The sequence below is a fragment of the Desulfotomaculum sp. 1211_IL3151 genome (assembly GCF_036763075.1).
GTDB lineage: Bacteria > Bacillota > Desulfotomaculia > Desulfotomaculales > Desulfotomaculaceae > Desulfotomaculum.
Genome location: NZ_JBAIYV010000042.1, coordinates 1 through 22,792, shown reverse-complemented (window position 1 = coordinate 22,792; position 22,792 = coordinate 1). Strand labels below are relative to the sequence as shown.

The following is a 22,792-nucleotide window of genomic DNA, read 5'->3' as shown; positions in this document are numbered from 1 at the left end:
GTAGTTTTGCGACACTCCCCTAACTCGAATTATCTATTATTAGCTTTTTTCTCGATTTTTTCTAGAATATGTTCCAGGTCTTTTTTTGTAAACTGATATTGTTCGGCACAAAAATGACAGTTAACTTCCGCTTGTCCCTGTTCCTCCAGCATAGCGGAAACTTCCTCTTTACCAATGCCGATTAGCAAATTCTCTAACCTTTCTCTGGAACATTGACAGGAAAAGCCCACTGGCATACTTTCTAAAATATTTACTTCAATCCCCTGGGTTGCCCGCTTGATAATATCTTCGGGTGTTTCCCCCTTGTTAATCAGGCTGCTAAGCTGCGGCAATTGGCTTAGATTTTTCTCCAGTGCTTCCAACACATCTTCACTGGCACCGGGCAATAATTGGAGCAAAAGTCCGCCGGCAGCTATAACTGTATTGTCGGTGTCCACTAATACCCCCAGGGATACGGCTGAAGGAGTTTGCTCCGAGGCAGTAAGGTAATGGGCGATATCCTCGGCAATTTCCCCGGATACGATTTCTACACTACCCGTAAAGGGTTCCTTAAGCCCCAAGTCCCTGGTTATATGAAGATACCCTTTGCCCACCGCAGCACCCACGGGTAACTTCCTTTCAGAAGTACTGGGCAGGTGTATTTGGGGTTCCTGAACATAGCCCCTTATCTGACCCTTGGCATTGGCGGTCACTAGAATAGCACCCAGTGGACCATCCCCAAGGACACGAATACTAAGAATATCTTCTCCCTTCATGTTAGCACCCAGTAACAATGCAGCCGTCATGGTTCTTCCCAGAGCTGCAGCTGCCACTGGCCAGCAATTGTGGCGGGTTCTTGCCTCTTCCACGGTGTTCGTGGTTCTAGCTGCAAATATGCGAAAACTGCCATCAGAAGCAACTCCCCTAACCAAATAGTCCTGCATAATTTTACCTCCGAATTTTTGTTAACAAAGCTATTCTATCAACGAGGTTGCTAAACTGTCAATTTTTTAGCCGTTAGTCTGTAGCATTATTTCTGCCAATAGCAAATGGCTAACGACTAAATGCCCCCCTGCGATAGGCAGGTGCTAAATGAAAGGTCTGGCCAAGCCAGGTTAAGGTTGTGAATGCACCTAGATCCACCATGAGACTGGCTAAATAGTGCCAATGTTTGTATTCTGCGGCATCGGTTTGTAGAATCAAGACTTCCATCGTTAAATATAAAAGTGACACTGCAAATATGTTTATAATCACTAGGTTTTTTTTCCTTGGTAAATATTGAAGAAAGAGAACTCCCATTGTAAATATTGGTCCAAATTTATAAAAGATGGAACAGCCTGCCCATGGTATGATAACGTCATAAAACTTATATAAGCCCAGTTGTTGTCCACCCCAATCCACCACCGATCCCAACGCCACAGCGAATATCCCCCCGAGCACGGTACTTTTCAAATATCGAACATCTACTAAAAAATAAAAAATTACCCAAGAAACAACGGCTGTGATAACCCACGGCATAAAATCCCACCCTTCATGTTTGTGAATCGGAACAGTCAAGGCCGTTCCGTCGCGGTATTGATCTTTGGTCATGGCCAACAATATCAATTTGCCTATTTGAAATAAAAATTATGTGCAAAGAAAAAATTTGCCTAGGGGTAATTAGAAAAGCTTGGCTCATGCCAGCCTATAGCGTGAGCCTTAGTTTTTCTAATACTATCATCCTTAAAATCTTATACTTTCTGAATAAATAAAAAAAGCACCCTTTGCGGGTGCAATAATCTTCTATCTATACTTCATTAGAACAAATTAATGAGAACAACCACCGCCGCCATGATGGTGATGATGATGGTGATGGTTGCCGCCTCCACCACAACCACAGCTTACAGGACGTGTTACCAGGGTTCCTGCTGCATAGGCCTCTGCGACACTCTCTAAGGGACCAGAAGCACCGTTAACAACCTTTAATCCCAGTTGTTCCAATGCAGTGATCATATGGCCACCAATCCCGCCACAAATAATCACTTCAATTTTTTCATTTTTTAACATATTGGCAATTCCACCATGGTTATGTTGCAGCCCTTCATTTGATAAAATGCGACTTTCCTTAACCTTACCGTTTTCTAATTCAATAATGGCAAATTCCTGAGTGGTTCCAAAGTGTTCGTTTACTTGGCCATTTCTAGCAGGCATTGCAATTTTCATACTTATTCCACCTTTCTCTGGGTCATTCTAAACTATGCCAGTCCCTTGAATTACAACTGGGACACTTCGTGTGGCGTTTGCAAAAGGTTCCTTCCCACTTTAAGCCACATTCTTTACAACTCAGTCTGGATAGGGTAACCTGATAGTTCCCCCCCTCAACTCGAATGGCCAGACCATTTATCAGGGCTTCAGCAATTATTTTTCTGGCAGCAGTAATAATCCTATGAAAGGTTGGTCTTGAAACTGCCATTTTTTCTGCACAGATTTCTTGTTCCAAGCCTTCAAGATCACATAGGCGAACTGCTTCCAACTCCTCCACCGTTAATATCACTTCGGAGAGCTGAGTCATAGGAATACCTTGGGGTTTAAAATATGTAACCACAGGCAGCCTTTCGACTTGTCTGCACTTGGGAGGCCTTGCCATTCAAATCACCCTTTATTGACATCTGTTCATAACCATTTTATACTCATTATAAACTTGTGTCAAACATTTTCCCATAAATAACGGTTAGAAAAGCCTGGTTCGCTTGCCTGGGACCTATACCCTAACGTGTAAAAACGGATAGAAATGCAACAAGAATTGGTATTTAATCGCCTAATATTCAGAAGGTATGATAAACGCCAGGATTAGATAAATTATTATTCCCGGAAAGGCCACTGATAAAACGGAACCTATTACATAGACAACCCTTATCACCGTGGGGTCAGCATCAAAATACTCTGCAATTCCTCCACAAACACCAGCTATCATTTTTTGCGAGCGAGATCGATACAGACGTTTCATGGTTTTTCACCCTTTCAGGCCTATATTATACTTTATTAAAATTTATTAGACAAAATTAGCAGTATTCCTTTATACTGTAATTAATAGTCAATTAATGAAAAGTGAGGAGGATTCTCTATGGAAGTTTTAATTTACTATCTTATAGCAATTAACGTCCTTACATTCATTATGTTTAACCTCGACAAATGGTTTGCCAGCACCGGCGGATGGCGAATTTCCGAAAGAACACTCTTTATAGCCTGCCTTGCCGGAGGTGCCCTGGGTGGTTATCTGGGCATGCAGTTTGCCCGTCATAAAACCAGAAAGACTGCCTTTTTCCTAGGTATACCAATCATAGGAATCGTCCAACTGGTTTTAGTCATTTGGATCGTATAAATTAGAAAAGCTTGGCCCGCGCCACCGATCGCGCGAGCCTCATTTCTTCTTGATACTATCATCCTTAAAATCTTATATTATCGGATAGTATAAAATTGGCTTTCGCATTACTGCGAAAGCTTTTGTTTTTAATTGGCAAAAACATGGTCACCAATTTGCTTGGTAACTGGTCGGGACCAGATCCAGGTGCTTTTTGCAGTGGCAGGGTTCCAGAAATACAAAGCTCCATTGGTGGGATCCTGACCTGCCAGTGCCGCCTGGGCAGCCTTTAGTGACTCATCACTATAGGGTTTTTTATAATGGTTATTAGCCACCGATTCAAAGGCCTGTTCCTGATAAATAACCCCTGTCAGGGTACCTGGAAAATCAGCACTTTGCACACGGTTAAGCATCACCGCACCAACTGCAATTTTTCCCTCAAAGGGTTCAGCCTTGGCTTCTGCTTCGATAATGCTGGCCATTAAAGCAAGTTCATCCCTGTCCACCTTACCACGGGACACGGGTTGTTCCTTTGGTCTGTTATTTTGAGGTGTAAGATTCGATCTTTTTGCTCCAGAATAGCTTATTTGGTTACTTTTGCTTTTGGTTAAAGCTATTTGATATATTGGCAAAACCATTAATGTCATGAGAGAAAATACTAGAAATCCGATCAACACTTTTTTATTTTTCAATGCTAAACACTCCTTTCAATAAATCAAAAAAGCATTATTGTCTGGAGCTCACCTCAAATTTGAGACAACAGAACCGCCCCCGCCCTCGTGTCTTTGCTCGTAGGGCAGTCCCCATTGTCGCATAATTTTTTGCAATAATAAACACTCAAATGATGGTTGGTTTGTCAATGTTACCCTTTTGTATATTCAATATTAAATTAGGATAAGTTAATTAAAACAAAATAAAGAGGTGTTTTTATGGCTGAAGTTTCCCTACATTTAGATCGCGTGGATGGGACAAATGCTTTGGAGAAGATCGAACAGGCTATGCAGGAGGTAGGTTTCGGTGAAGAACTAAACATTACCATGGATGCCAATGATGCCCATCATTCAGATGAAGTTTCCGACTTTTTGGCAAAAAAGGATTTTGATTTCCAACCAATCGGCAGTCACGACGGTAAGATATACACGATTACAGCCAGAAGAAAAAACCCACCAAATAATTAATATTTTTCAGAAAAAAGGCAAGGGAGTGCGCTTTGGCACTCCCTTTTTGCTTAGTGTTTACCGGTATTTAGTTCTTCCAACTCATGTTCCTTATAAACAGTTAAGGGAATCGGTTCCTCCAGGGAACGGCCTGGTTCATATTCAAAACGATCCTGGTTAGCCTGGGATAGGGCCTGGAACATTAAGCCCACAGGGATATTCATGGGGCAGGAATTTTCACATTGGCCACAGCCAACGCAGGACAGGCCCATGTGGTTCACCCTGGTTAGATGGAATAGTGTGGTATCGGTTGGTAATTCTATGCTGCCTTTTCGGTTGGCATACTGCATATATTTGTCACCATTGTGATCAAATATGGGGCCAGCGGACACACATTCACGGCAGAAACAGATGGGGCAGGCCTGGCGGCAGTTTTGGCATTTAATGCAGGTGGCCAAGACTTCTGCCAGCTTTTCCATACTGGCCACAGAGTCCTTAAACTCTGTCACAGCCTTGTTTTTGGCCTGGGCCTTTTCTGTACTGATATTTTCGATCAATTTGGAGCGGGTGTCTGGTACAGAAGCAGTTTCTAAGCCATCGATACCGGCTAAATCCACTTCGTCCTTGGCGGCCACCAGTAAACCACCGGCCATACCTAACCAACCCAGCATGATATCTGCATTGGTAACTTCGGGATAGGCACACAGGGTGCAGGCCCGTCTCAGTTCCATACCAGTGGGATTTTTGCCATCGGCAGCCTGACTTACCCATTTTTCAGGATCTACTTTATTTTGTTTAACCATCTCTGCATAATCACTGGCAGGAAATGTACCAACACAATCCACACCAATAATTAAAAGATTGTCTAACTTTGCTTGTTGTAGTTTTACTAATTCAATAAGGGCCCTTACTTCACAGGAACGAAGTACCACTGCCACCTTTTCCGGCAAGCTACGGGAGAGATTGGCCACCAGTCTGGCAGCATTAAGACCGTTTACCGGCGCAAAGGGATTCACTGCCCCAAACATATTGGGGTCCTTGATCAAGGTAGGAACTACGTTGGTTTTTGCTGTAACTTCTTGTGGAACCAAAACGGCTCCAACCTGCCCCGAAGTAATTAATGCCTTTAAGAATTCCCTGGCGGCACTCAGGGTGTCCCCAGATTTTATCGTGTAAGTTTTCATGTTCTTACGCCTCCCACCTTAGATTTCCCAGTTCTTGCGCAGCGGGTTAGGTCCTAACTCTTTCAGCTTTTGTGTCATTTCAGAAATGACTTCACCAAAATAAGCTCCCTGAGAAGCACTGATGAAACGTAACCATAACCGCTCTTCCGGTACACCTAATTGTTGGAGTACGTTTCTAGCAACGGCCACCTTACGACGAGCCTTGTAATTGCCACTACCATAGTGGCAGTCACCCTCGTGTCAGCCACCTACCAGAACAGCGTCACCGCCGTCCAGGATGGGTTTAATCATATACAGGGGGTCCACCGAACCGCTGCACATAACCCGGATAATCCGCACGTTGGGGGGATATTGCACACGGTTAGTACCAGCCAAATCCGCACCGGTGTAGGAGCACCAGTTACAGAGTATGGCTATGATCTTAGGTTCATATTCACTGTTGCCGGAAACTTTTTCTTCTGGAACACTCATTCCATAACCCTCCTTTTCAGCTTAACTGTTACTGGCATCCAACATGGCCAGAATTTGAGCCTTTTCAAAACCCTTTTGCTGGCAAGCACCGCTGGGGCAGGCAGCAACACAGGCACCACAACCCTGGCAAAGTACATCCAACACTTCCGCTACTCTGGTATTTTCATTCATAACCCGGGCACCATAGGCACAGGCTTCTACGCAGAGACCGCAGCCCTTACACCACTTGGGATTAACCTGGGCCACGTTACCTAGGGACTCTAATTTATCCTTGGATAGCATGGTTACTGCACGAACCGCAGCGGCATTGGCCTGGGCAATGGATTCTTCAATTAATTTGGGTGAATGGGCCAAACCGGCCAGATATAAACCATCCGCAGCAAAGTCCACCGGACGCAGTTTCATATGGGCCTCCAGGAAGTAGCCGTCTGCGTTTAGTGAAACCTTAAAGGTTTGACTAAGGGCATCTGTTCCTTTGGCGGGAGTAATCCCAGTACTTAATACCAGCAGGTCTGCATCCAATTGTAAATACTGATTTAAGATCGGGTCCTTAACCTTGACGATGACCTTATCGCCAGCACTGTCTACCTGGGGTTTTTCGTCCAAGGTATATCTGACAAAAATGACACCCTTTCTTCTGGCTTCAGCATAGTAGGTTTCATAAAAACCATAGGTCCGAATGTCCCTGTAGATAACAAACACATTCGCCTCGGGATCTAACTCTTTAATTTTCAGGGCATTTTTTACAGCATTATAGCAGCAAATACGACTGCAGTAAGGACGTTCGCTGTCCCGTGACCCCACACACTGAATCATGACAACATTTTTGGCATCGCCAAGGCCGGCGCCAGCCAGTTTTTGCTCTAACTCACTTTGGGTCATTACGGCACTGTGCTGTCCATATAGATACTCTGTGGTAGTGGCTGCCTCAGCACCTGTGGCAATGATCACCACACCATGCTCAATCTTTTTATCTCCTGCAGGAGTAGTTAAGGTTGTTTTGTAATTACCCAGATAACCGGCTACTTCTTTCACAGAGGAGTTTAGATTGAGGTCAATATTTGGATGCTGATTCACATCATTTATTAGTTGATCAACCAACTGAGCAGGGCTATTACCCTTCATCGTGTATTTTATTTCCAGTGCATTGCCGCCAAGCTTTTCAGCCCGTTCCACTAGGATTACTTTAAAACCTTGTCCGGCCAGGTTTAGGGCATTGGCCATACCTGCGATACCGCCGCCAATTACCAGTGCCTGCCGGTTAATATCCATAAAGGAGGTATATACCGGTTTCAATAGCTTAACCTTCGCAATGGCCATGCTTACCAAGTCTTTGGCTTTCTCCGTGGCAGCATCCGGGAAGTCCCTGTGTACCCAGGAGGAATGCTCCCGGATATTGGCTTGCTCAAAAAGATGGGGGTTTAGCCCAGCCTCCTTTAAGCTGCTCATAAAAAGCGGTGCGTGGGTTCTGGGTGTGCAGGAAGCCACCACCACCCGGTTTAGTTTATGCTCATTGATACGTTCTTTAATTTTTTCGATACTATCCTGGGAGCAGCTAAAGAGGAATTCCTCCGAGTGTACAACACCAGGTATGGATCTGGAAAATTCCGCCACCTCCGGCACCCGTACCACACTGCCGATATTGATACCGCAGTTGCAGACAAAGACACCTACTCTGGGTTCTTCCTGGGTAACATCCCTTTCCTGCGGATATTCTTTAACCTTGCTCAGGGTACCCCGTACCGTACTGAGGAACCGTGCGGCATTAGCAGCGGCAGCACTGGCATCAATAACCGTTTCAGGAATATCCTTGGGGGCACAGAAGGCACCGCCGGCAAAAACCCCTTCCTTCGTGGTCTGACCTGGCACAAATTCAGAAGTTTTGCAGAAACCAAATTCATTCAGCTCAATCCCGGTGGCCTTGGCCAGGGCTGCATTGCCCGCCGAGGGCTTTAAGCCCACTGAAAGAACGAACATATCAAATTCTTCTTCGCTAAATGACCCATCGGCGTTACGGTAGCGAACAATAATATTTTTTGTTTGAGGATCTTCCTTCACAGAAGATACCATGGCTTTTTCGTATTTAACCCCGTGTTGGATTTTGGCCCGATCATAATACTTTTCAAAATCTTTACCATAGGCCCGAATATCCATGTAGAATATTTTGGTCTCCAGCCCCGGTTCGTGTTCCTGGGCAATGATGGCATGTTTCGTGGCATACATGCAGCATACCGCCGAACAATAGGGATTTCCTTTGGCACTATCCCTGGACCCGGCACACTGGATAAAGGCAATTTTCTTTGGTTCAACATGATCCGAGGGGCGCACCAGATGTCCCATGGTGGGGCCGCTGGCAGACAGCAGACGTTCAAACTGCAGGCTGGTTACCACGTTTTGATAACGTCCCCAGCCAAATTCCTCCCTCAAATTACCGTCCATGGGATCAAAACCAGGACTTAAGACAACCGCTCCCACTTCTAATTCCAAGGTGGTATCTGGCATGCTGTGATCAATGGCCTCGGCGGGACAAGCCTTGAGGCACTTACCGCAGGCCTTAGGATTTTTCAATCTGAGGCACTTACCTTTGTCAATGGCATAGGCATTGGGAGTCGCTTGGGCATATAACTTGTAAGCAGCCTTCCTTTTGCCTAGGCCCCCGTCAAAGTCATCATCCACCTTAACCGGGCACGCTTCGGCACAGGCCCCACAACCGATACATTTTTCCAAACTAATGTATCTGGCTTGCTGGACAACTGTGGCCTTGAAATTACCAGGTTCCCCTGCCAAATCAACCAGCTCGGCCCCGGTAATAATTTCAATATTCAGGTGGCGACCCACGTCAACCAGTTTAGGGGACATGGTACACATGGCGCAGTCATTGGTGGGAAAGGTTTTGTCCAGTCTGGCCATGGTACCACCGATGGCGGGTTTCTTTTCCACCAAATAGACCCGGTAGCCGGATTCGGCCAGGTCCAGGGCGGACTGCATCCCGGAGATGCCGCCGCCCACAACCAAAACCGCTCCAATTTGTTTTTTATCCGTCATAGGTTTTCCAACCTCCTATCCCAGAGCCGCATCCATCATGGCCAGCAACTGTTCTTTCTCAAAACCTTTCTGTTGGGTAGCACCACTGGGGCATGCTGCCACACAAGCACCACAACCCTGGCAAAGAACTTCCCGAACATAGGCTACTCCCCTGCGTTCGTCAAATACCCTGGCACCATAGGCACAGGCACTTACGCAGATGCCACAACCCTTACAAAGTTCCAGGTCAACCTCTGCGGTATTGCCCAGAGACTCCAGTCTTCCTTTGGAAAGCAGAGTAACAGCACGAACCGAAGATGCATTGGCCTGGGCAATGGTTTCCGTAATATTCTTAGGTCCATGGGCCAGTCCGCAAAGATATAGTCCATCCGCTGCAAAGTCCACCGGACGAAGTTTCATATGGGCTTCCAGGTAGAAACCATCGGCATTGAGGGGCACCTTAAAGAGTTGACTTAATGCCTCCGTATCCAACCTTGGCTGAATGCCGTTGCTCAGGGCTAGTATATCTGCATCGATCTTTATCGGTTGCTTTAAAACGTGGTCTGTAATTGTTACCGTGACCCGATCTCCATTGGCCTCCACAACTGGTTTATCATCCAGGCTATAACGGATAAAGATAACACCCTTCCGTCTGGCCTCGGTGTAATATTCCTCTTTGAAACCATAGGTACGTATATCACGGTAGAGGACAATTACATTGGCGGCGGGATTCAGCTCCTTTACCTTGAGGGCATTTTTAATGGCATGGGTACAACAAACTCTGCTGCAATAGGGTCTTTCCGGAATACGGGAACCCACACAGTTAATCATGACAATGTTTTTGGCATTACCCAGTCCCTGATCAACAATCTTTTGCTCTAACTGAGTCTGGGTAAGTACTGCGGCATGGCTGCCGTAGAGGTACTCAGTGGGTGAAGTTTCATCTGCCCCGGTGGCAATTACTACCGCACCATGTTCTACTTCAACCTTAAAGCCATCTTCCTTGTGCAAGGTGGTTCTGTAATTACCCAAGTAACCCGTTACCTCCTGCACCTGAGCCCTGAGGGCAATTTCCACCAATGGATGAGCCTCAATATCGGACTTGAGCTTCTCAACAAATGCGGGAATATCTTCTCCCCTCAGACTGTATCGTAACTCTGTGGCCCTACCGCCCAATTGGTCGGTTTTTTCCACCAGAGTAACTGCATAGCCTTGTTCTGCCAGGGACAGGGCATTGGTCATACCGGCCACACCGCCGCCTACCACCAGCACTCTCTGGTTAACATCAATAAAGGAGGTTTGAACCGGCTTCAGCAGCCTTACTTTGGCTACCGCCATTCCCACCAGATCCTTGGCCTTATCCGTAGCATCTTCCGGTTGTTCCCTATGTACCCAGGAAGACTGCTCACGGATGTTGGCATGTTCGTAGAGGTAGGGGTTCAGCCCGGCTTCCTTCAAACTACTCTGGAACAGAGGTGCGTGGGTTCTGGGTGTACAGGAAGCTACCACAACACGGTTGAGATTGTGTTCCTGAATACGGTTTTTAATTTTTATAATGTTATCCTGTGAACAACTAAACAGGAATTCTTCGGTATGAACTACTCCCGGCAGGGAACTGGCAAATGCCGCAACTTCCGGTACTCTGACAATACTGCCAATGTTAATACCACAGTTACAAACAAAGACACCTACCCGAGGTAATTGATTGTTAACATCCTTTTCCGGTGGAAACTTCTGAACCTCGGTCATGGTACCGCGGGCCGGGGCCAACAGTCGGGAAACCATGGCCGCTGCAGCACTGGCATCAACGGCTGTTTCTGGTATATCCTTTGGTTCACTAAAGGCACCGCTGACATAAATGCCCTCCCGGGAGCTACAACCCGGTGCAAATGTATCCGTACGGCAGAAACCATATTTGTCTAACTCAATTCCACAGGCCTGACCTAAATCCTTGGCACCTTCCGGTGCAGAAAGGCCGATGGATAAAACCACCATGTCATAGTTTTCTGTGAATACCTTGCCGTCCTCGTCAGCATAACGAATCATTACGTCGTCACTGCCATCTAAGGCTGGATCTATACCGTAGATCCGAGAGCGGATAAATTCTACACCCTGTTCTTCCTTGGCCCGGTTGAGATATCTCTCAAAGTCCTTACCAGGTGTCCGCATATCCATATAAAACAGCTTAGCTGAGAGCGGTTCATGACTATGCTCCTTGGCGATAACCGCTTGTTTAATGGCATACATACAGCATACCGAGGAACAATAGCCTTTACCGATTCTTTCATTACGGGACCCGACACATTGAATCCAGGCTATCCTGGTGGGTTCCTTATGATCAGATGGACGTACCATGTGCCCTGCATAGGGTCCACTGGCAGAGAGGATACGCTCAAACTGAATACTGGTTACTACGTTGGGCAGCCTGCCATAACCATACAGTTGTAAATCCTCTGGATCGTAGGGTTTAAAGCCGGGGTTCATCACCATGGCACCCACTTCGATTTCAAACTCCCGATCTTGCATATCATGATCAATGGCCTTGGGTAAGCAAGCATCCACACACTGCATACATTCGGAACAGATCGCACAATTTAAGCAGCGGGCTGCTTCTTCCTGTGCCTGTTCCGGCGTAAAGCCTAAACACACTTCTTCCGTGTTGGCGGCCCTTCTTTCAGCCGGAGCATGGGCCTGTTTTACTTTAGGCTGTTGCGGATAGGACGCTGCCTTACGAGGAATCGGTGAAATTTTCTCTTCCGGCACCTTAAATTGACGTCCTGCCTTCAGGTCTTCACCTTGTAAATAGCGATGGATGCTTTCTGCAGCTTGTTTACCTGCACCCACTGCATCAATCAGTAAGGCGGGTCCTGTAAATACGTCACCCCCGGTAAAAATACCCGGTACGTTGGTGGCCAGGGTATCTGGGTCTGCCACAATCCGATCGCCCCATTGATTCGTCAGGGGCTTGTCACCCGCAAAGGATAGATCTGCGGTTTGACCAATGGCTGAAATCACGGTGTCAACATCCTGCCATGCCGTTACCTTATCACCATAGACAGGCACCCACTTACCCTTTTCATCCTTTTCCATCCTGACAACTTCAATGGTTTCAACAACACCAATTTTACCTTTGTTATCTTTAATTTCTTTGATGAGGGTTCTGAAGTGGAACTTTACTCCTTCTTCCATCGCTTCTTCCACTTCCTCAGGGGCCGCAGGCATTTCACCCCTGGTACGACGATACAGCACATGTACTTCAGCCCCTGCGCGACGGGCACTGCGGGCAGCGTCCATGGCTACGTTGCCGCCGCCGACCACCAGAACTTTCTTACCTACTTCAACCTTTTCCCCTAAACCAATGTTCCGCAGCATGTCTACAGCAGAAATAACTCCCTCCAGATTCTCACCGGGGGTTCTCATGCTGGTGCCCTTTTGGCAGCCAACACCAAGGAAAATGGATTTGAACCCTTCTTTAAATAAACCATCAATGGTAATGTCTTTACCTAAGGCGGTATTGACTTTTATTTCCACACCCAGGTGCTTAATTAACTCAATTTCGTAGTCCACCCATTTTTTCGGCAAGCGATACTCGGGAATGCCAATCCGCATCATCCCACCGGTGACCGGCAGTGCTTCAAAGATTGTCACCGAATAACCCTTGAGGGCTAAGAAGTGGGCACAGGCCAAACCCGCAGGACCAGATCCGATAACCGCAACCTTTTCGTCCCTTACTGCTTCTTTCTCCGGCAAAGGTAATTCATTCATATCCATCTGATAGGCCATATCCGCAGCAAGCCTTTTTAGTGTAGCTATTTGAATCGGCTCATCTACCTTAGCCCTATTGCAGGCAGTTTGACAGGGATGCGCACAGATCCGGCCGCAAATTGCCGGGAAGGGCATTTCCTCGTAGATCATTTTCCAGGCATCGATAAACTTGCCTGATTTAATTAATTGAACATAGCCCTGGACATTGATGCCAGCGGGGCAGGTTGCTTTGCAAGGTGCAACTCCTCTTTTATCAATGGCAAAGGCATTTGGGGTGGCCTGGGCATACAGTTTGTAAGTGGCTTTACGGGTATCGATTTCCCCGTTAAATTCATTGGGTAATTCCACCGGACAAACCCCGGCACAATCACCACAACCTGTACATTTATCAATGTCAATATAACGGGCCCTTTGGTGTACTTTGACTTTAAAGTTACCAGGTTCCCCGGTAACTTCTTTTACCTTAGCACCGGTAATAATTTCAATGTTATTATGACGTCCGGTATCTACCAACTTGGGAGACATAATACACATAGCACAGTCGTTGGTGGGAAAGGTTTTATCCAACCTGGCCATCGTCCCACCGATGGCAGGCTTTTCATCCAACAAATAAACCTTAATACCTGACTCGGCCAGATCCAGGGCAGATTGCATACCGGATATCCCGCCGCCCACCACCATTGCCGCACCGGTTAATTTCTTATCGGTTTGGACGTTGCTCATTTACCTAACCTCCATCCCTTCAATTACTCAGCTTGAATGGAATTAACTATTTTGCTGGGATCAACCAAATGCTTATTCCACCAGTCACGGGCTTCCGGGCTGCCCAGGGCCAGACCCATTAGTTCGGTAAAGAAAAAGACCGGTATATCCTCACCCTGGGGGCGACGCATTTCTAGGTTTGTCTGGCAAAGGGGGCATGAATTGACCACTGCATCGGCCCCGGCTTCCCTGGCCTTGGCTAAAATCTTCCCGGATAGGTTGGTAACCATGGCTGATTTAGCTACTGAATGACCCGCGCCGCAGCAATCAACCTTATATGACCAACTAACGGGTGTAGCACCTAATGCTTTCATTAAATTATCTAGCTGCATGGGATTTTCCGTGCTGTCAATGCCAGTTATTTCGGCTGGCCGCACCGAAAGACAGCCATAATAACAAGCAACTTTCAGATTCTTTAGAGGTTTTTGAACCTTTTGGCTAATCGCTTTTAGTCCGTATTTTTCAACCAAGTAAGCCAACATATCGTAAACTCTAGGTTGCTGATCAAACTGAAAAGCTAAGGTTTTTTCCATCTCCTGACGAATGTCAGCATTATGTATCATGTGATACTCTGTTGTTTTAAGGCGATTGAAACAGGCTGAACAGGGTACTACACAATCCAAACCCATTTTTTGAATTTGTTTAATGGTTAGGGCCGGCAGACCAACTGAAAGTCTATGATTCGTGGCGTGGGCTGAAGTAGCACCACAACAGGTCCAATCGGGTATCTCTACCAATTCAATATCCAGGGCTTTACTAACAGCCCGTACAGAACTATCAAATTCTTTAGCCGTGGCTTCTAAAGAACATCCAGGGTAATATGATAGTTTCAAAATTATCCCCTACTTTCCGTTAAACCGTTTCCTAATGTCCACTTCTTTTTTGCTTAGCCCATTCGAAAATCTTTCGGACCTCTGATTTACTGGAAACACTGTGTGGGAATAAGGCTAGCTTTCCTTTAAGGAACATCTTCAGACCTACTCCTACATCATCCATTAAATGGCCGCTTTTAAGTTTGTACTTCATTAACATGGTTGCTTCATGTACCCTACCAAGGGATTTAGCAGAATCCAGGAAGCACTGGTGGAATAAATAAATATCTTTCTCAGCCGGGGTTATCCCTTCTTCTATGGCCATTTCCCTTAGGGTATCCATAATAGCAGCTATCCGAATTCCGTTGGGGCAGCGAGCACCACAGGTCTCACAGCCTACACATACCCAGATGGCCTTGCTCTTCAGTAATTCATCCTTTAATCCAAACTGAATCATGCGGATTACCTGATTGGTATCCATCTCCCCATATTCAGCGATGGGACAACCAGAGGCACATTTTTGGCACTGGAAACAAGCCTTAATATCTTCACCACTGCGTCGACTTATTTCATTTGTGAAATTTAGGTCTAGTGCTTTCGAACCATTTTCTGTTATAATATACACAGGTCCACCTCCCTTGGCATTACGATTTTACTTTAGTTTAGTTTATCACAGGCTATAGTTAGAATAAACTTCTGCAATAATGGACTAAGACCCGTATGCGACAAACAATTGGGTTCTTGTTCTTTTTTTGTCCGTTTCCGCTAATATTCATATTATTTCACGCCATTACTTTAGTTAGCTTAATTGCAAGGACTTGTTTTTTAGATAATTCCTTGATTTATAAGGGTTTTTGTTCCATGCAGACGTCTTATTTTTTTCTATTATACTACATTTTATTGGAAAAAGGTTACATTTTCGCTGAAACTATTTTCGCTGGCATAATTGCCAATTGCGAAAAAGTATTACTTTCAAAATCTAGCAAGATTATATAGAGATGTCCTCCGAAATAGCTGTTAGCTTTTAGCCATTAGCCTTTAGCAACCCGGCAAAAATAAAAGCTAAGAGCTAAAATAATAAAGGGATTAGGTAAAAACCTAATCCCTTTAGACTCAAGTTGGGTCGCGCGATTTAATGATAATGATTAAGGATGTAGCCGAGTAATGGAAGAATGAATCCCAGACCCGCAACGACCAACCAAAAACCTGGATTAAAGCTTTCTTGATTAGCCGATGCTGCTGAAATGAGGTACTGTTCATATTCTCTACCTATCATAAAGCACCCCTCCCCGCTTTTGTATCCTGTATACATAGTTTATTTTAAAGAAACCCATTCGTAAAGTACCATTTTTCACAAACCCGGACGGTGCTACCTTATATTTGTATTTTATCTTAGTCAATCTTTCGTTTTATTATTATTGCTCCTTCAACGCAAAAAAGAAGTGTCGCTTGCCTTTTTCCCGATCATCGGAATTTTTAATTTAACCGCTAAATCTTCAATCGTGACAATGGTTTTCGTCCACAATAAAATAACCCAGAGTGGTCTTAAAACTCTGGGTTACATAAATGCAATATTAGCAAATCAGCTTAAGGGAAGCATTTGGTACATATGGATGGCAGTCTAAATATCCAATGCTGCATCTAACATGGCTAGCATTTGTTGTTTTTCAAAGCCCTTTTGTTTGGTAGCACCACTGGGACATGCTGCAGCACAGGCACCACAGCCTTGACAAAGAACCTCCCGGACAATTACTACTCTTCTTCGTTCGTCAAGTATCCTAGCACCGTAGGGACAAGCACTAACACAAAGACCGCACCCTTTACACAACTCAAGATCAACATCGGCGGTGATACCTAGAGACTCTAGTTTTCCCTTGGAGAGGAGCGTCACCGCACGTATGGAAGCGGCATTAGCCTGGGCTATGGTTTCATTGATATTCTTCGGTCCGTGGGCTATGCCGCATAGATATAGGCCATCTGCAGAAAAATCAACGGGTCTCAGTTTCATATGGGCTTCAAGAAAATAACCGTCGCTATTCAAAGGCACCTTAAATAACTGACTCAAATGCTCTGTATCGGACCGGGGCTGCATACCGTTTGACAAAGCCAAGATATCAGCCTCGATTTGAATTTTTTGGTTAAGTATATGATCCGTTGCGGTTACTAGTACCCGATCCCCTTTGGCAGTAACCTCCGGTTTATTGTCTACATTATACCGAATAAAAATAACGCCCAGCCGCCTTACCTTGGTGTAATATTCTTCTTTAAAACCATAGGTTCGTATATCCCTATAAAGAATAATTACATTGGTATGAGGATTTTGTTCTTTTATCTTCAAGGCATTTTTAATGGATTGGGTACAACAAACCCTACTGCAATAAGGCCTGGTAGTTTCTCTGGAACCCACACAGTTGATCATAACCACTGTGTTCGCTTGGCCAAGACCATTATCGGCTAATCTTTGTTCTAATTGTGTTTGGGTCATCACTGCCTGACTATGCCCGTAAAGGTACTCATTGGGTTCCACAGGGGCTGCACCGGTAGCCACAACCACCGCACCATGCTTTACTTCAATCATAGAACCATCATTGTTCAATAGGATCGTTTGATAGTTACCCAGGTAGCCCGATACCTTATCTACTTGAGCATTGAGAACAACTTCCACCAATGGGTTCGCTTCTACATGGGCTATCAGTTTGGTTATAGTATCGGGAATGTTTTCTCCCGTTAGGCTATAGCGTAATTCAAGGGCATGACCTCCCAGCGTTTGACTTTTTTCCACCAGCGTAACTGGATAGCCCTGCTCAGCTAAAGCCAACGCATTGGTCATCCCGGCCACACCACCGCCCACCACCAAGATTCTCTGATCTACATCGATAAAAGTTGGTTGTACTGGTTTTAGCAGTCTAACCTTAGCCACAGCCATTCTTACCAAATCCTTGGCCTTTTCAGTGGCATCCTCTGGTCGATCCCGATGGACCCAAGAGGATTGTTCCCGGATATTGGCATGTTCATAAAGATAGGGATTCAGGCCAACCTCTTTCATACTGCTCTGAAACAGAGGAGCGTGGGTTCGAGGCGTACAGGAGGCCACCACAACCCGATTGAGGTTATGCTCCAGGATTCGTTCCTTAATCTTGATGATGTTATCTGCGGAACATGTAAAGAGGAACTCCTCTGTATGGGTCACACCGGGTAGCCCGTTGGCATATTCCACAACCTCTGAAACCTTAACAACAGCACCAATATTAATACCGCAATTACAAACAAATACACCTACTCTGGGTAGTTGATTGGCTACATTTTTTTCCGGGGGAAACTCTTGGATTGTGGTTAAGGTTCCCCGCACCGGGGCTAACAGGCGGGATGCAAGGGCTGCAGCCGCACTGGCATCCACCACTGTTTCGGGAATGTCCTTCGGTTCGCTAAAGGCTCCGCTAACAAAAATACCTTCTCTGGAAGTGCAGCCTGGGCTTAACTCCTTGCTGCGGCAGAAACCATATTGGTCCAATTCAACATGGGCCGCTGCCCCAAGTTCCTTGGCTCCGGCAGGGGGTGATATACCAACGGAAAGAACAACTAAATCAAAGGTTTCATAATGAATAAGGCCATTTTCATCGGCATAGCGAATCATTAAATCGCCATTATTTTCGGGAGAGGGATCTATTTGATAGACCCGAGAGCGGACAAACCGAATGTCATGTTCTTCCTTGGCACGGTTTTGGTAACGTTCAAAATCCTTACCCGGGGTCCTCATATCCATATAAAACAAGGTTGTTGCAATGGGTGTCGAACTGTGTTCCTTGGCAATCATGGCCTGCTTAATACCATACATACAGCATACAGAAGAACAATAACCCTTGCCTGTTCTTTCATTGCGGGAACCTACACACTGAATCCAGGCAATTTTAGTGGGTTCTTTATGGTCGGATGGTCGAATCATATGACCGGCAAAGGGGCCACTGGCCGACAAAATTCTTTCAAATTGAATACTGGTAACTACATTGGGGTATTTGCCATAACCATATAGACTTAGATCCGTGGGGTCATAGGGCTTAAAGCCCGGATTTAGAATAAGTGCCCCAACTGAAAACTCTAATTCTTGGTCTTGCATCTCATGGTTAATTGCCTTGGGCAAGCAAGCTTCCACACACTGCATACATTCTGAACAAACTGCACAGTTCAAACAACGTTCAGCTTCAGCCTTAGCCTGTGTCTCATCATAACCCAATGCTACTTCCGCAAAATTATCTTTTCTGATATTCGGATCCGTGTATCTTTGGGCCACTGCTGTTTCAATTTGAATTTCATTTTTTTGCTGGCGCAAAGGGGTTATTTCTTCTTCCGGGATCTTAAAGGTCCGCCCCAGCTTTAAATCCTCCTCACCCTGCAGGTAGCGATGGATACTTTCCGCTGCTCTTTTACCTGCCCCCACTGCATCAATTAATAACCTGGGACCAGTAAAGGCATCACCGCCGGCAAATATTCCTGGTACATGGGTGGCCAGAGTTTCAGGGTCAGCCATGAGGCGGTTACCCTTTTCGTTAGCCAGAGGTTTGTCTGCGGCAAAGGATAAATCAACCGTTTGACCAATGGCAACCATAACACCGGCAAAGTCATCCCATTGGGTGAATACTTCGCCGCACTGGGGAGCAAAACGTCCTGCAGCATCAAAGAGGCTGATCACGTTAGCCGTTACTAAACCCTTGACGCTTCCATTATCCCCTTGGATTTCCCTGACACTCTGGGCATAATGAAAATAAATTCCTTCCTCGATGGCTTCTTGTATTTCTTCAGCATCAGCCGGCAACTCTCCCTCGGCTTCTAAACTAAACACATGCACTTCCGCACCCAAACGTCGGGCTACCCGAGCAGCATCCATAGCCACGTTACCGCCACCAATAACGGCAAGTTTTCGGCCTAGGGTGACGGTCTCACCCAAACCAACTTTTCGCAGCATCTCTACGGCCGTGCTCACACCGTCCAAATCACTGCCAGAAACATTTAGATTCAGGCCCTTCTGAGCACCTACCCCTAAAAAGATAGCCCCATAACCTTGTTGAAAAAGCTCATCAATGAAAATGTCTTTTCCCAAGGCCGTGTTAAGCTTAATTTCCACACCCATTCTTTGTATCAGGTCTACCTCTAAATCAACCCACTTTTTGGGCAGCCGATATTCCGGAATCCCCACACGCATCATGCCGCCGGTAACAGGCAACGCCTCGAAAACGGTAACTTGATAGCCCTGGCGGGCTAGGAAATGGGCACAGGATAAACCAGCAGGACCAGCACCGATGACTGCTACCTTTTGATGAAGCTCAGCAGCTTGTTCCGGCAAAGGCAGCTCTGCCATATTCGAGTAGGCCATATCCGCAGCATAACGCTTTAAATTTTTAATTTGAACGGCATCGTCGATCTTTGATCGATTACAGGCACTTTGACAGGGATGAGCACAAATTCTGCCTAGGACTGCGGGAAAGGGCATATCTTTATAAATCATGCGCCAGGCATCCACAGGCTTACCGGACTTTACTAATTGCACATAACCTTGAACATTTACACCTGCGGGACAGGCAGCCTTACAAGGCGCAGTTCCCTTCTTTTCAATGGCAAAGGCATTGGGAGTAGCCTGAGCATAAAGTTTGTATGTGGCCTTTCGAGTATCTATATTACCATTAAACTGGTTTGGTAGTTCAACCGGGCAGACTTTAGCACAATCACCACATCCGGTACATTTTGTCGTATCGATATAGCGGGCCTTTTGGTGTACCTTAACCTTAAAATTACCCGCTTTGCCGTCAACCTTGGTAATCTTCGCACCAGTGATAATTTGAATGTTCTTATGTCGTCCCGTATCAACTAATTTAGGAGACATGATGCACATTGCGCAATCGTTGGTGGGAAAGGTTTTATCCAGGCGAGCCATGGTACCACCAATAGCAGGTTTTTCCTCTAACAAATAGACCTTAAACCCAGATTCAGCAAGATCAAGGGCAGATTGCATCCCTGATATGCCGCCACCTACTACCATTACCGAACCAATCATTTCATTTATTAAACCATCCTGTTTACTCATTAGCTAACTAACCTCCTTCCAACAATCCACGGATCAAGTAAATTGCTTTGGTTGTGGAAATTGTCTCATGCAACACCTCCGTTTCGTGAATGTTTTTCGATTATTCTATTATCTAATTTCAGTTTATCATAACGATAGCGTAATTCAAATACCATTAGTAAGTTTTATATTATTATTTTTTGTATATTTTTACTATTATTTTTAAAAGATCATACACACATGTTATTATTAGCGAAAAAACAAAGAACATTAGAAGTAATTTACTTGTATCATATGGCACAAGCATGAGTAATTTGATAATTTGGGGTCAAATTTGACCCCAAAAACAAAAAACTGGTTCACGAATCGTGAACCAGTCCGAGGGAAGTTACAACATGTTTTGTTCGGCCCTCTGTATCGCCAGCTTAACAAAGTTACCACACTCTCTTGAGGTAAGGTTACCATAGTCATTGCCTTGGATACGGCTCGCTGCACCCATTTCCTGGGCCAGCTCATACTTCAGGGCATCACTCATATATTTAGCCATGTCTTACCCCCCTTCTTGCTAATTTGGCCTAAACACAGTTATACTATACAAGTGTAAAAATCTTATTTTTTTAAAATTAATACTAGAAAAGGTGAAAGGTCTGATGAGTAAAAACTTACAAAAGGCAATGTTGGTTCAGGTCACCCGGGCAATCACCCACTTTAACTTAATTGAGTCAGGCGATAAGGTGGTTGTAGGCGTCTCTGGGGGAAAAGACAGTCACTCCCTTTTATATGCCCTTAGTCTTTATCAACGTAGATATTTAAAAAAGGTTCCCTTTGAACTTCATGCTGTTCATTTGGATATGGGGTTGGGGACAGATTTACAGCCAATGAAAGAGTTTTGCAATGGTTTAAACATCCCCCTAACAATTAAGCATACTGATATAGGCACAATATTATTTGATATTCGGAAAGAAACGAACCCTTGCTCCCTATGTGCCAATCTACGCAGAGGTGCCCTTCATAACGCAACCAAAGATCTGGGCTTTAACAAGGTGGCTTTAGCCCATCACCTTGATGATGTGATTGAAACCTATTTTATGAGTCTGCTTTTTAATGGAAACATAAAAACCTTTTCTCCCAAGACATATCTTGATCGTACGGATCTTACTGTAATTAGACCCTTTGTGTACATCACAGAAAATCAGATAAAAGAATTGTTATTAATGGAGAGTATTCCTGTTATTCATAACCCCTGCCCTGCCAATAAGCATACCAAACGGGAAGAGGTTAAAAATCTTATAAACAGTCTTTCCCAACAATACCCGGATATTCGTCAAAAATTTTTAACCTCTCTGCATAACTTTGATCCTAAAAATTTGTGGCCGGTAAAAGAAAACAATAAGGGCCGGTGGGGTTGATACCCTTCCGGCCCTTTGTTATTAAGCAGATTCAGATTTATTAAACCACCGGGGTGTAACTTTTTCCTCCAATGGTTCCACATTCTCCGTGAAGGTTCTCAAATCACCAGCCCCAACAATGTCTACTCCACTAGGCACAAAGAGGAAAATTTCACCATTTACTTTCTTTGCAGATCCATTTAAAGCAGAGCATACCCCACTGGTATAATCCAAAATACGCTGTGCCTCCTCAGGGTGAACTTGCGAAAGGTTTATAATTACGGGTTGGCCATTTTTCAAATGATCTGCCACAACTTGTACCTCTGTAAATTTGCGGGGTTGTGTGGAGATAATTTGTGTATTTCGTGACGAAGCAACCGCTGTTAATTCTGTGCGAGTACTTTTATTAGCACTTTGAATGGTAGGTTTCATTTCTTTAGTTGAAGACAGTTCAGGTGCCTTTTCGCTATCTTCTACTTCTTCAAATCCAATAAAATTTAGAAACTTGTCTAAAAATGACTTAGACACCCCAAACTCTCCTTTCGGTATCAACATACTTTATAACCGGAAATTACACAGATAGACTTTATTTTTATTATGCGGAAAAATTTTCTATTTTTCTATAGGACTATGGCCCTATTTCCCTATGAAGTTTTTCCTTTTTTGTGGGTAAACTAGATTCAAAGGAGGTATTTAAAATGGGTGACTATCAGGTAACACTTTTTGTATCGGGTCTTTGACAGTTGAATAAAGAAAAATTGCCCAAAAGCCTTGATATAGGCTTATTTTTTTGTCTTTTTCTCTTTTGTTTGTATCGCACCTTATCGCACTGTGTTATAATATAAGAAAAGGAGG

19 protein-coding genes are annotated in these 22,792 nt (G+C 45.0%); 3 read left to right on the top strand and 16 right to left on the bottom strand.

Annotated elements, in window-relative coordinates:
* Positions 1–29: 29 nt before the first annotated feature.
* From hslO to V6C11_RS11910, 5 genes are all read right to left on the bottom strand, one after another.
* Positions 30–923 carry an Hsp33 family molecular chaperone HslO gene (hslO, locus tag V6C11_RS11930; RefSeq protein WP_333531394.1) on the bottom strand — a complete coding sequence of 298 codons (894 nt, stop codon included), beginning with the start codon at positions 921–923 and terminating at the stop codon, positions 30–32.
* Positions 924–1,032: 109 nt separating this feature from the next.
* Complete coding sequence (locus tag V6C11_RS11925; protein ID WP_333531393.1) at positions 1,033–1,497, bottom strand: CBO0543 family protein; 465 nt, start codon at positions 1,495–1,497, stop codon at positions 1,033–1,035.
* A gap of 288 nt (positions 1,498–1,785) precedes the next feature.
* Positions 1,786–2,181 carry a NifB/NifX family molybdenum-iron cluster-binding protein gene (locus V6C11_RS11920; protein ID WP_333531392.1) on the bottom strand — a complete coding sequence of 132 codons (396 nt, stop codon included), beginning with the start codon at positions 2,179–2,181 and terminating at the stop codon, positions 1,786–1,788.
* 22 nt (positions 2,182–2,203) lie between these two features.
* Complete coding sequence (locus tag V6C11_RS11915; protein ID WP_333531391.1) at positions 2,204–2,605, bottom strand: DUF134 domain-containing protein; 402 nt, start codon at positions 2,603–2,605, stop codon at positions 2,204–2,206.
* A gap of 171 nt (positions 2,606–2,776) precedes the next feature.
* The gene (locus tag V6C11_RS11910; RefSeq protein ID WP_333531390.1) at positions 2,777–2,965 is read right to left on the bottom strand and encodes a PspC domain-containing protein; all 189 of its coding nucleotides are present in this window, start codon (positions 2,963–2,965) and stop codon (positions 2,777–2,779) included.
* A 117-nt stretch (positions 2,966–3,082) separates the two neighbouring features.
* On the opposite strand from V6C11_RS11910, the gene V6C11_RS11905 reads away from it, so the two are divergent.
* Entirely contained in the window at positions 3,083–3,340 is a 258-nt protein-coding gene (locus V6C11_RS11905) for a DUF1294 domain-containing protein (protein WP_333531389.1), read from the top strand.
* Between the two features lie 128 nt (positions 3,341–3,468).
* Here V6C11_RS11905 and V6C11_RS11900 read toward each other — a convergent pair whose 3' ends face one another.
* Positions 3,469–4,011 (bottom strand): cell wall hydrolase, encoded by a 543-nt coding sequence (locus tag V6C11_RS11900; RefSeq protein WP_333531388.1) that lies wholly within the window; start codon positions 4,009–4,011, stop codon positions 3,469–3,471.
* A 237-nt stretch (positions 4,012–4,248) separates the two neighbouring features.
* Here V6C11_RS11900 and V6C11_RS11895 point away from each other — a divergent pair, with 237 nt between their 5' ends.
* Positions 4,249–4,497: a hypothetical protein gene (locus V6C11_RS11895; RefSeq protein ID WP_333531387.1), complete on the top strand. Its 249-nt coding sequence runs from the start codon at positions 4,249–4,251 to the stop codon at positions 4,495–4,497.
* A gap of 50 nt (positions 4,498–4,547) precedes the next feature.
* Here the strand turns inward: V6C11_RS11895 and V6C11_RS11890 are convergent, their stop codons facing one another.
* The 9 genes from V6C11_RS11890 to V6C11_RS11850 form a co-directional block, all read right to left on the bottom strand.
* The gene (locus V6C11_RS11890; RefSeq protein WP_333531386.1) at positions 4,548–5,660 is read right to left on the bottom strand and encodes a 4Fe-4S dicluster domain-containing protein; all 1,113 of its coding nucleotides are present in this window, start codon (positions 5,658–5,660) and stop codon (positions 4,548–4,550) included.
* A gap of 18 nt (positions 5,661–5,678) precedes the next feature.
* On the bottom strand, positions 5,679–6,131 hold the full coding sequence (locus V6C11_RS11885; protein ID WP_333531385.1) for a hydrogenase iron-sulfur subunit: 453 nt from the start codon (positions 6,129–6,131) through the stop codon (positions 5,679–5,681).
* Between the two features lie 21 nt (positions 6,132–6,152).
* Positions 6,153–9,176, bottom strand: coding sequence for an FAD-dependent oxidoreductase (locus V6C11_RS11880; RefSeq protein ID WP_333531384.1), 3,024 nt, complete (start codon positions 9,174–9,176; stop codon positions 6,153–6,155).
* A 15-nt stretch (positions 9,177–9,191) separates the two neighbouring features.
* A complete protein-coding gene (locus V6C11_RS11875; protein WP_333531383.1) occupies positions 9,192–13,643 on the bottom strand; it encodes an FAD-dependent oxidoreductase in 4,452 nt (1,483 codons plus the stop codon).
* Between the two features lie 23 nt (positions 13,644–13,666).
* Positions 13,667–14,515, bottom strand: a complete 849-nt coding sequence (locus V6C11_RS11870; protein WP_333531382.1) for a CoB--CoM heterodisulfide reductase iron-sulfur subunit B family protein — start codon at positions 14,513–14,515, stop codon at positions 13,667–13,669.
* Between the two features lie 31 nt (positions 14,516–14,546).
* Positions 14,547–15,119: a 4Fe-4S dicluster domain-containing protein gene (locus V6C11_RS11865; RefSeq protein ID WP_333531381.1), complete on the bottom strand. Its 573-nt coding sequence runs from the start codon at positions 15,117–15,119 to the stop codon at positions 14,547–14,549.
* A gap of 507 nt (positions 15,120–15,626) precedes the next feature.
* Positions 15,627–15,770, bottom strand: coding sequence for a hypothetical protein (locus tag V6C11_RS11860; protein WP_333531380.1), 144 nt, complete (start codon positions 15,768–15,770; stop codon positions 15,627–15,629).
* Positions 15,771–16,115: 345 nt separating this feature from the next.
* Positions 16,116–20,570, bottom strand: a complete 4,455-nt coding sequence (locus tag V6C11_RS11855; RefSeq protein ID WP_333531379.1) for an FAD-dependent oxidoreductase — start codon at positions 20,568–20,570, stop codon at positions 16,116–16,118.
* Positions 20,571–20,937: 367 nt separating this feature from the next.
* Positions 20,938–21,096 (bottom strand): small, acid-soluble spore protein, alpha/beta type, encoded by a 159-nt coding sequence (locus V6C11_RS11850; protein ID WP_333531378.1) that lies wholly within the window; start codon positions 21,094–21,096, stop codon positions 20,938–20,940.
* A gap of 103 nt (positions 21,097–21,199) precedes the next feature.
* On the opposite strand from V6C11_RS11850, the gene V6C11_RS11845 reads away from it, so the two are divergent.
* Entirely contained in the window at positions 21,200–21,958 is a 759-nt protein-coding gene (locus V6C11_RS11845) for a tRNA lysidine(34) synthetase (RefSeq protein WP_333531377.1), read from the top strand.
* A 21-nt stretch (positions 21,959–21,979) separates the two neighbouring features.
* Here the strand turns inward: V6C11_RS11845 and V6C11_RS11840 are convergent, their stop codons facing one another.
* Positions 21,980–22,465, bottom strand: coding sequence for a cell division protein SepF (locus V6C11_RS11840; protein WP_333531376.1), 486 nt, complete (start codon positions 22,463–22,465; stop codon positions 21,980–21,982).
* Between the last annotated feature and the right edge of the window lie 327 nt (positions 22,466–22,792).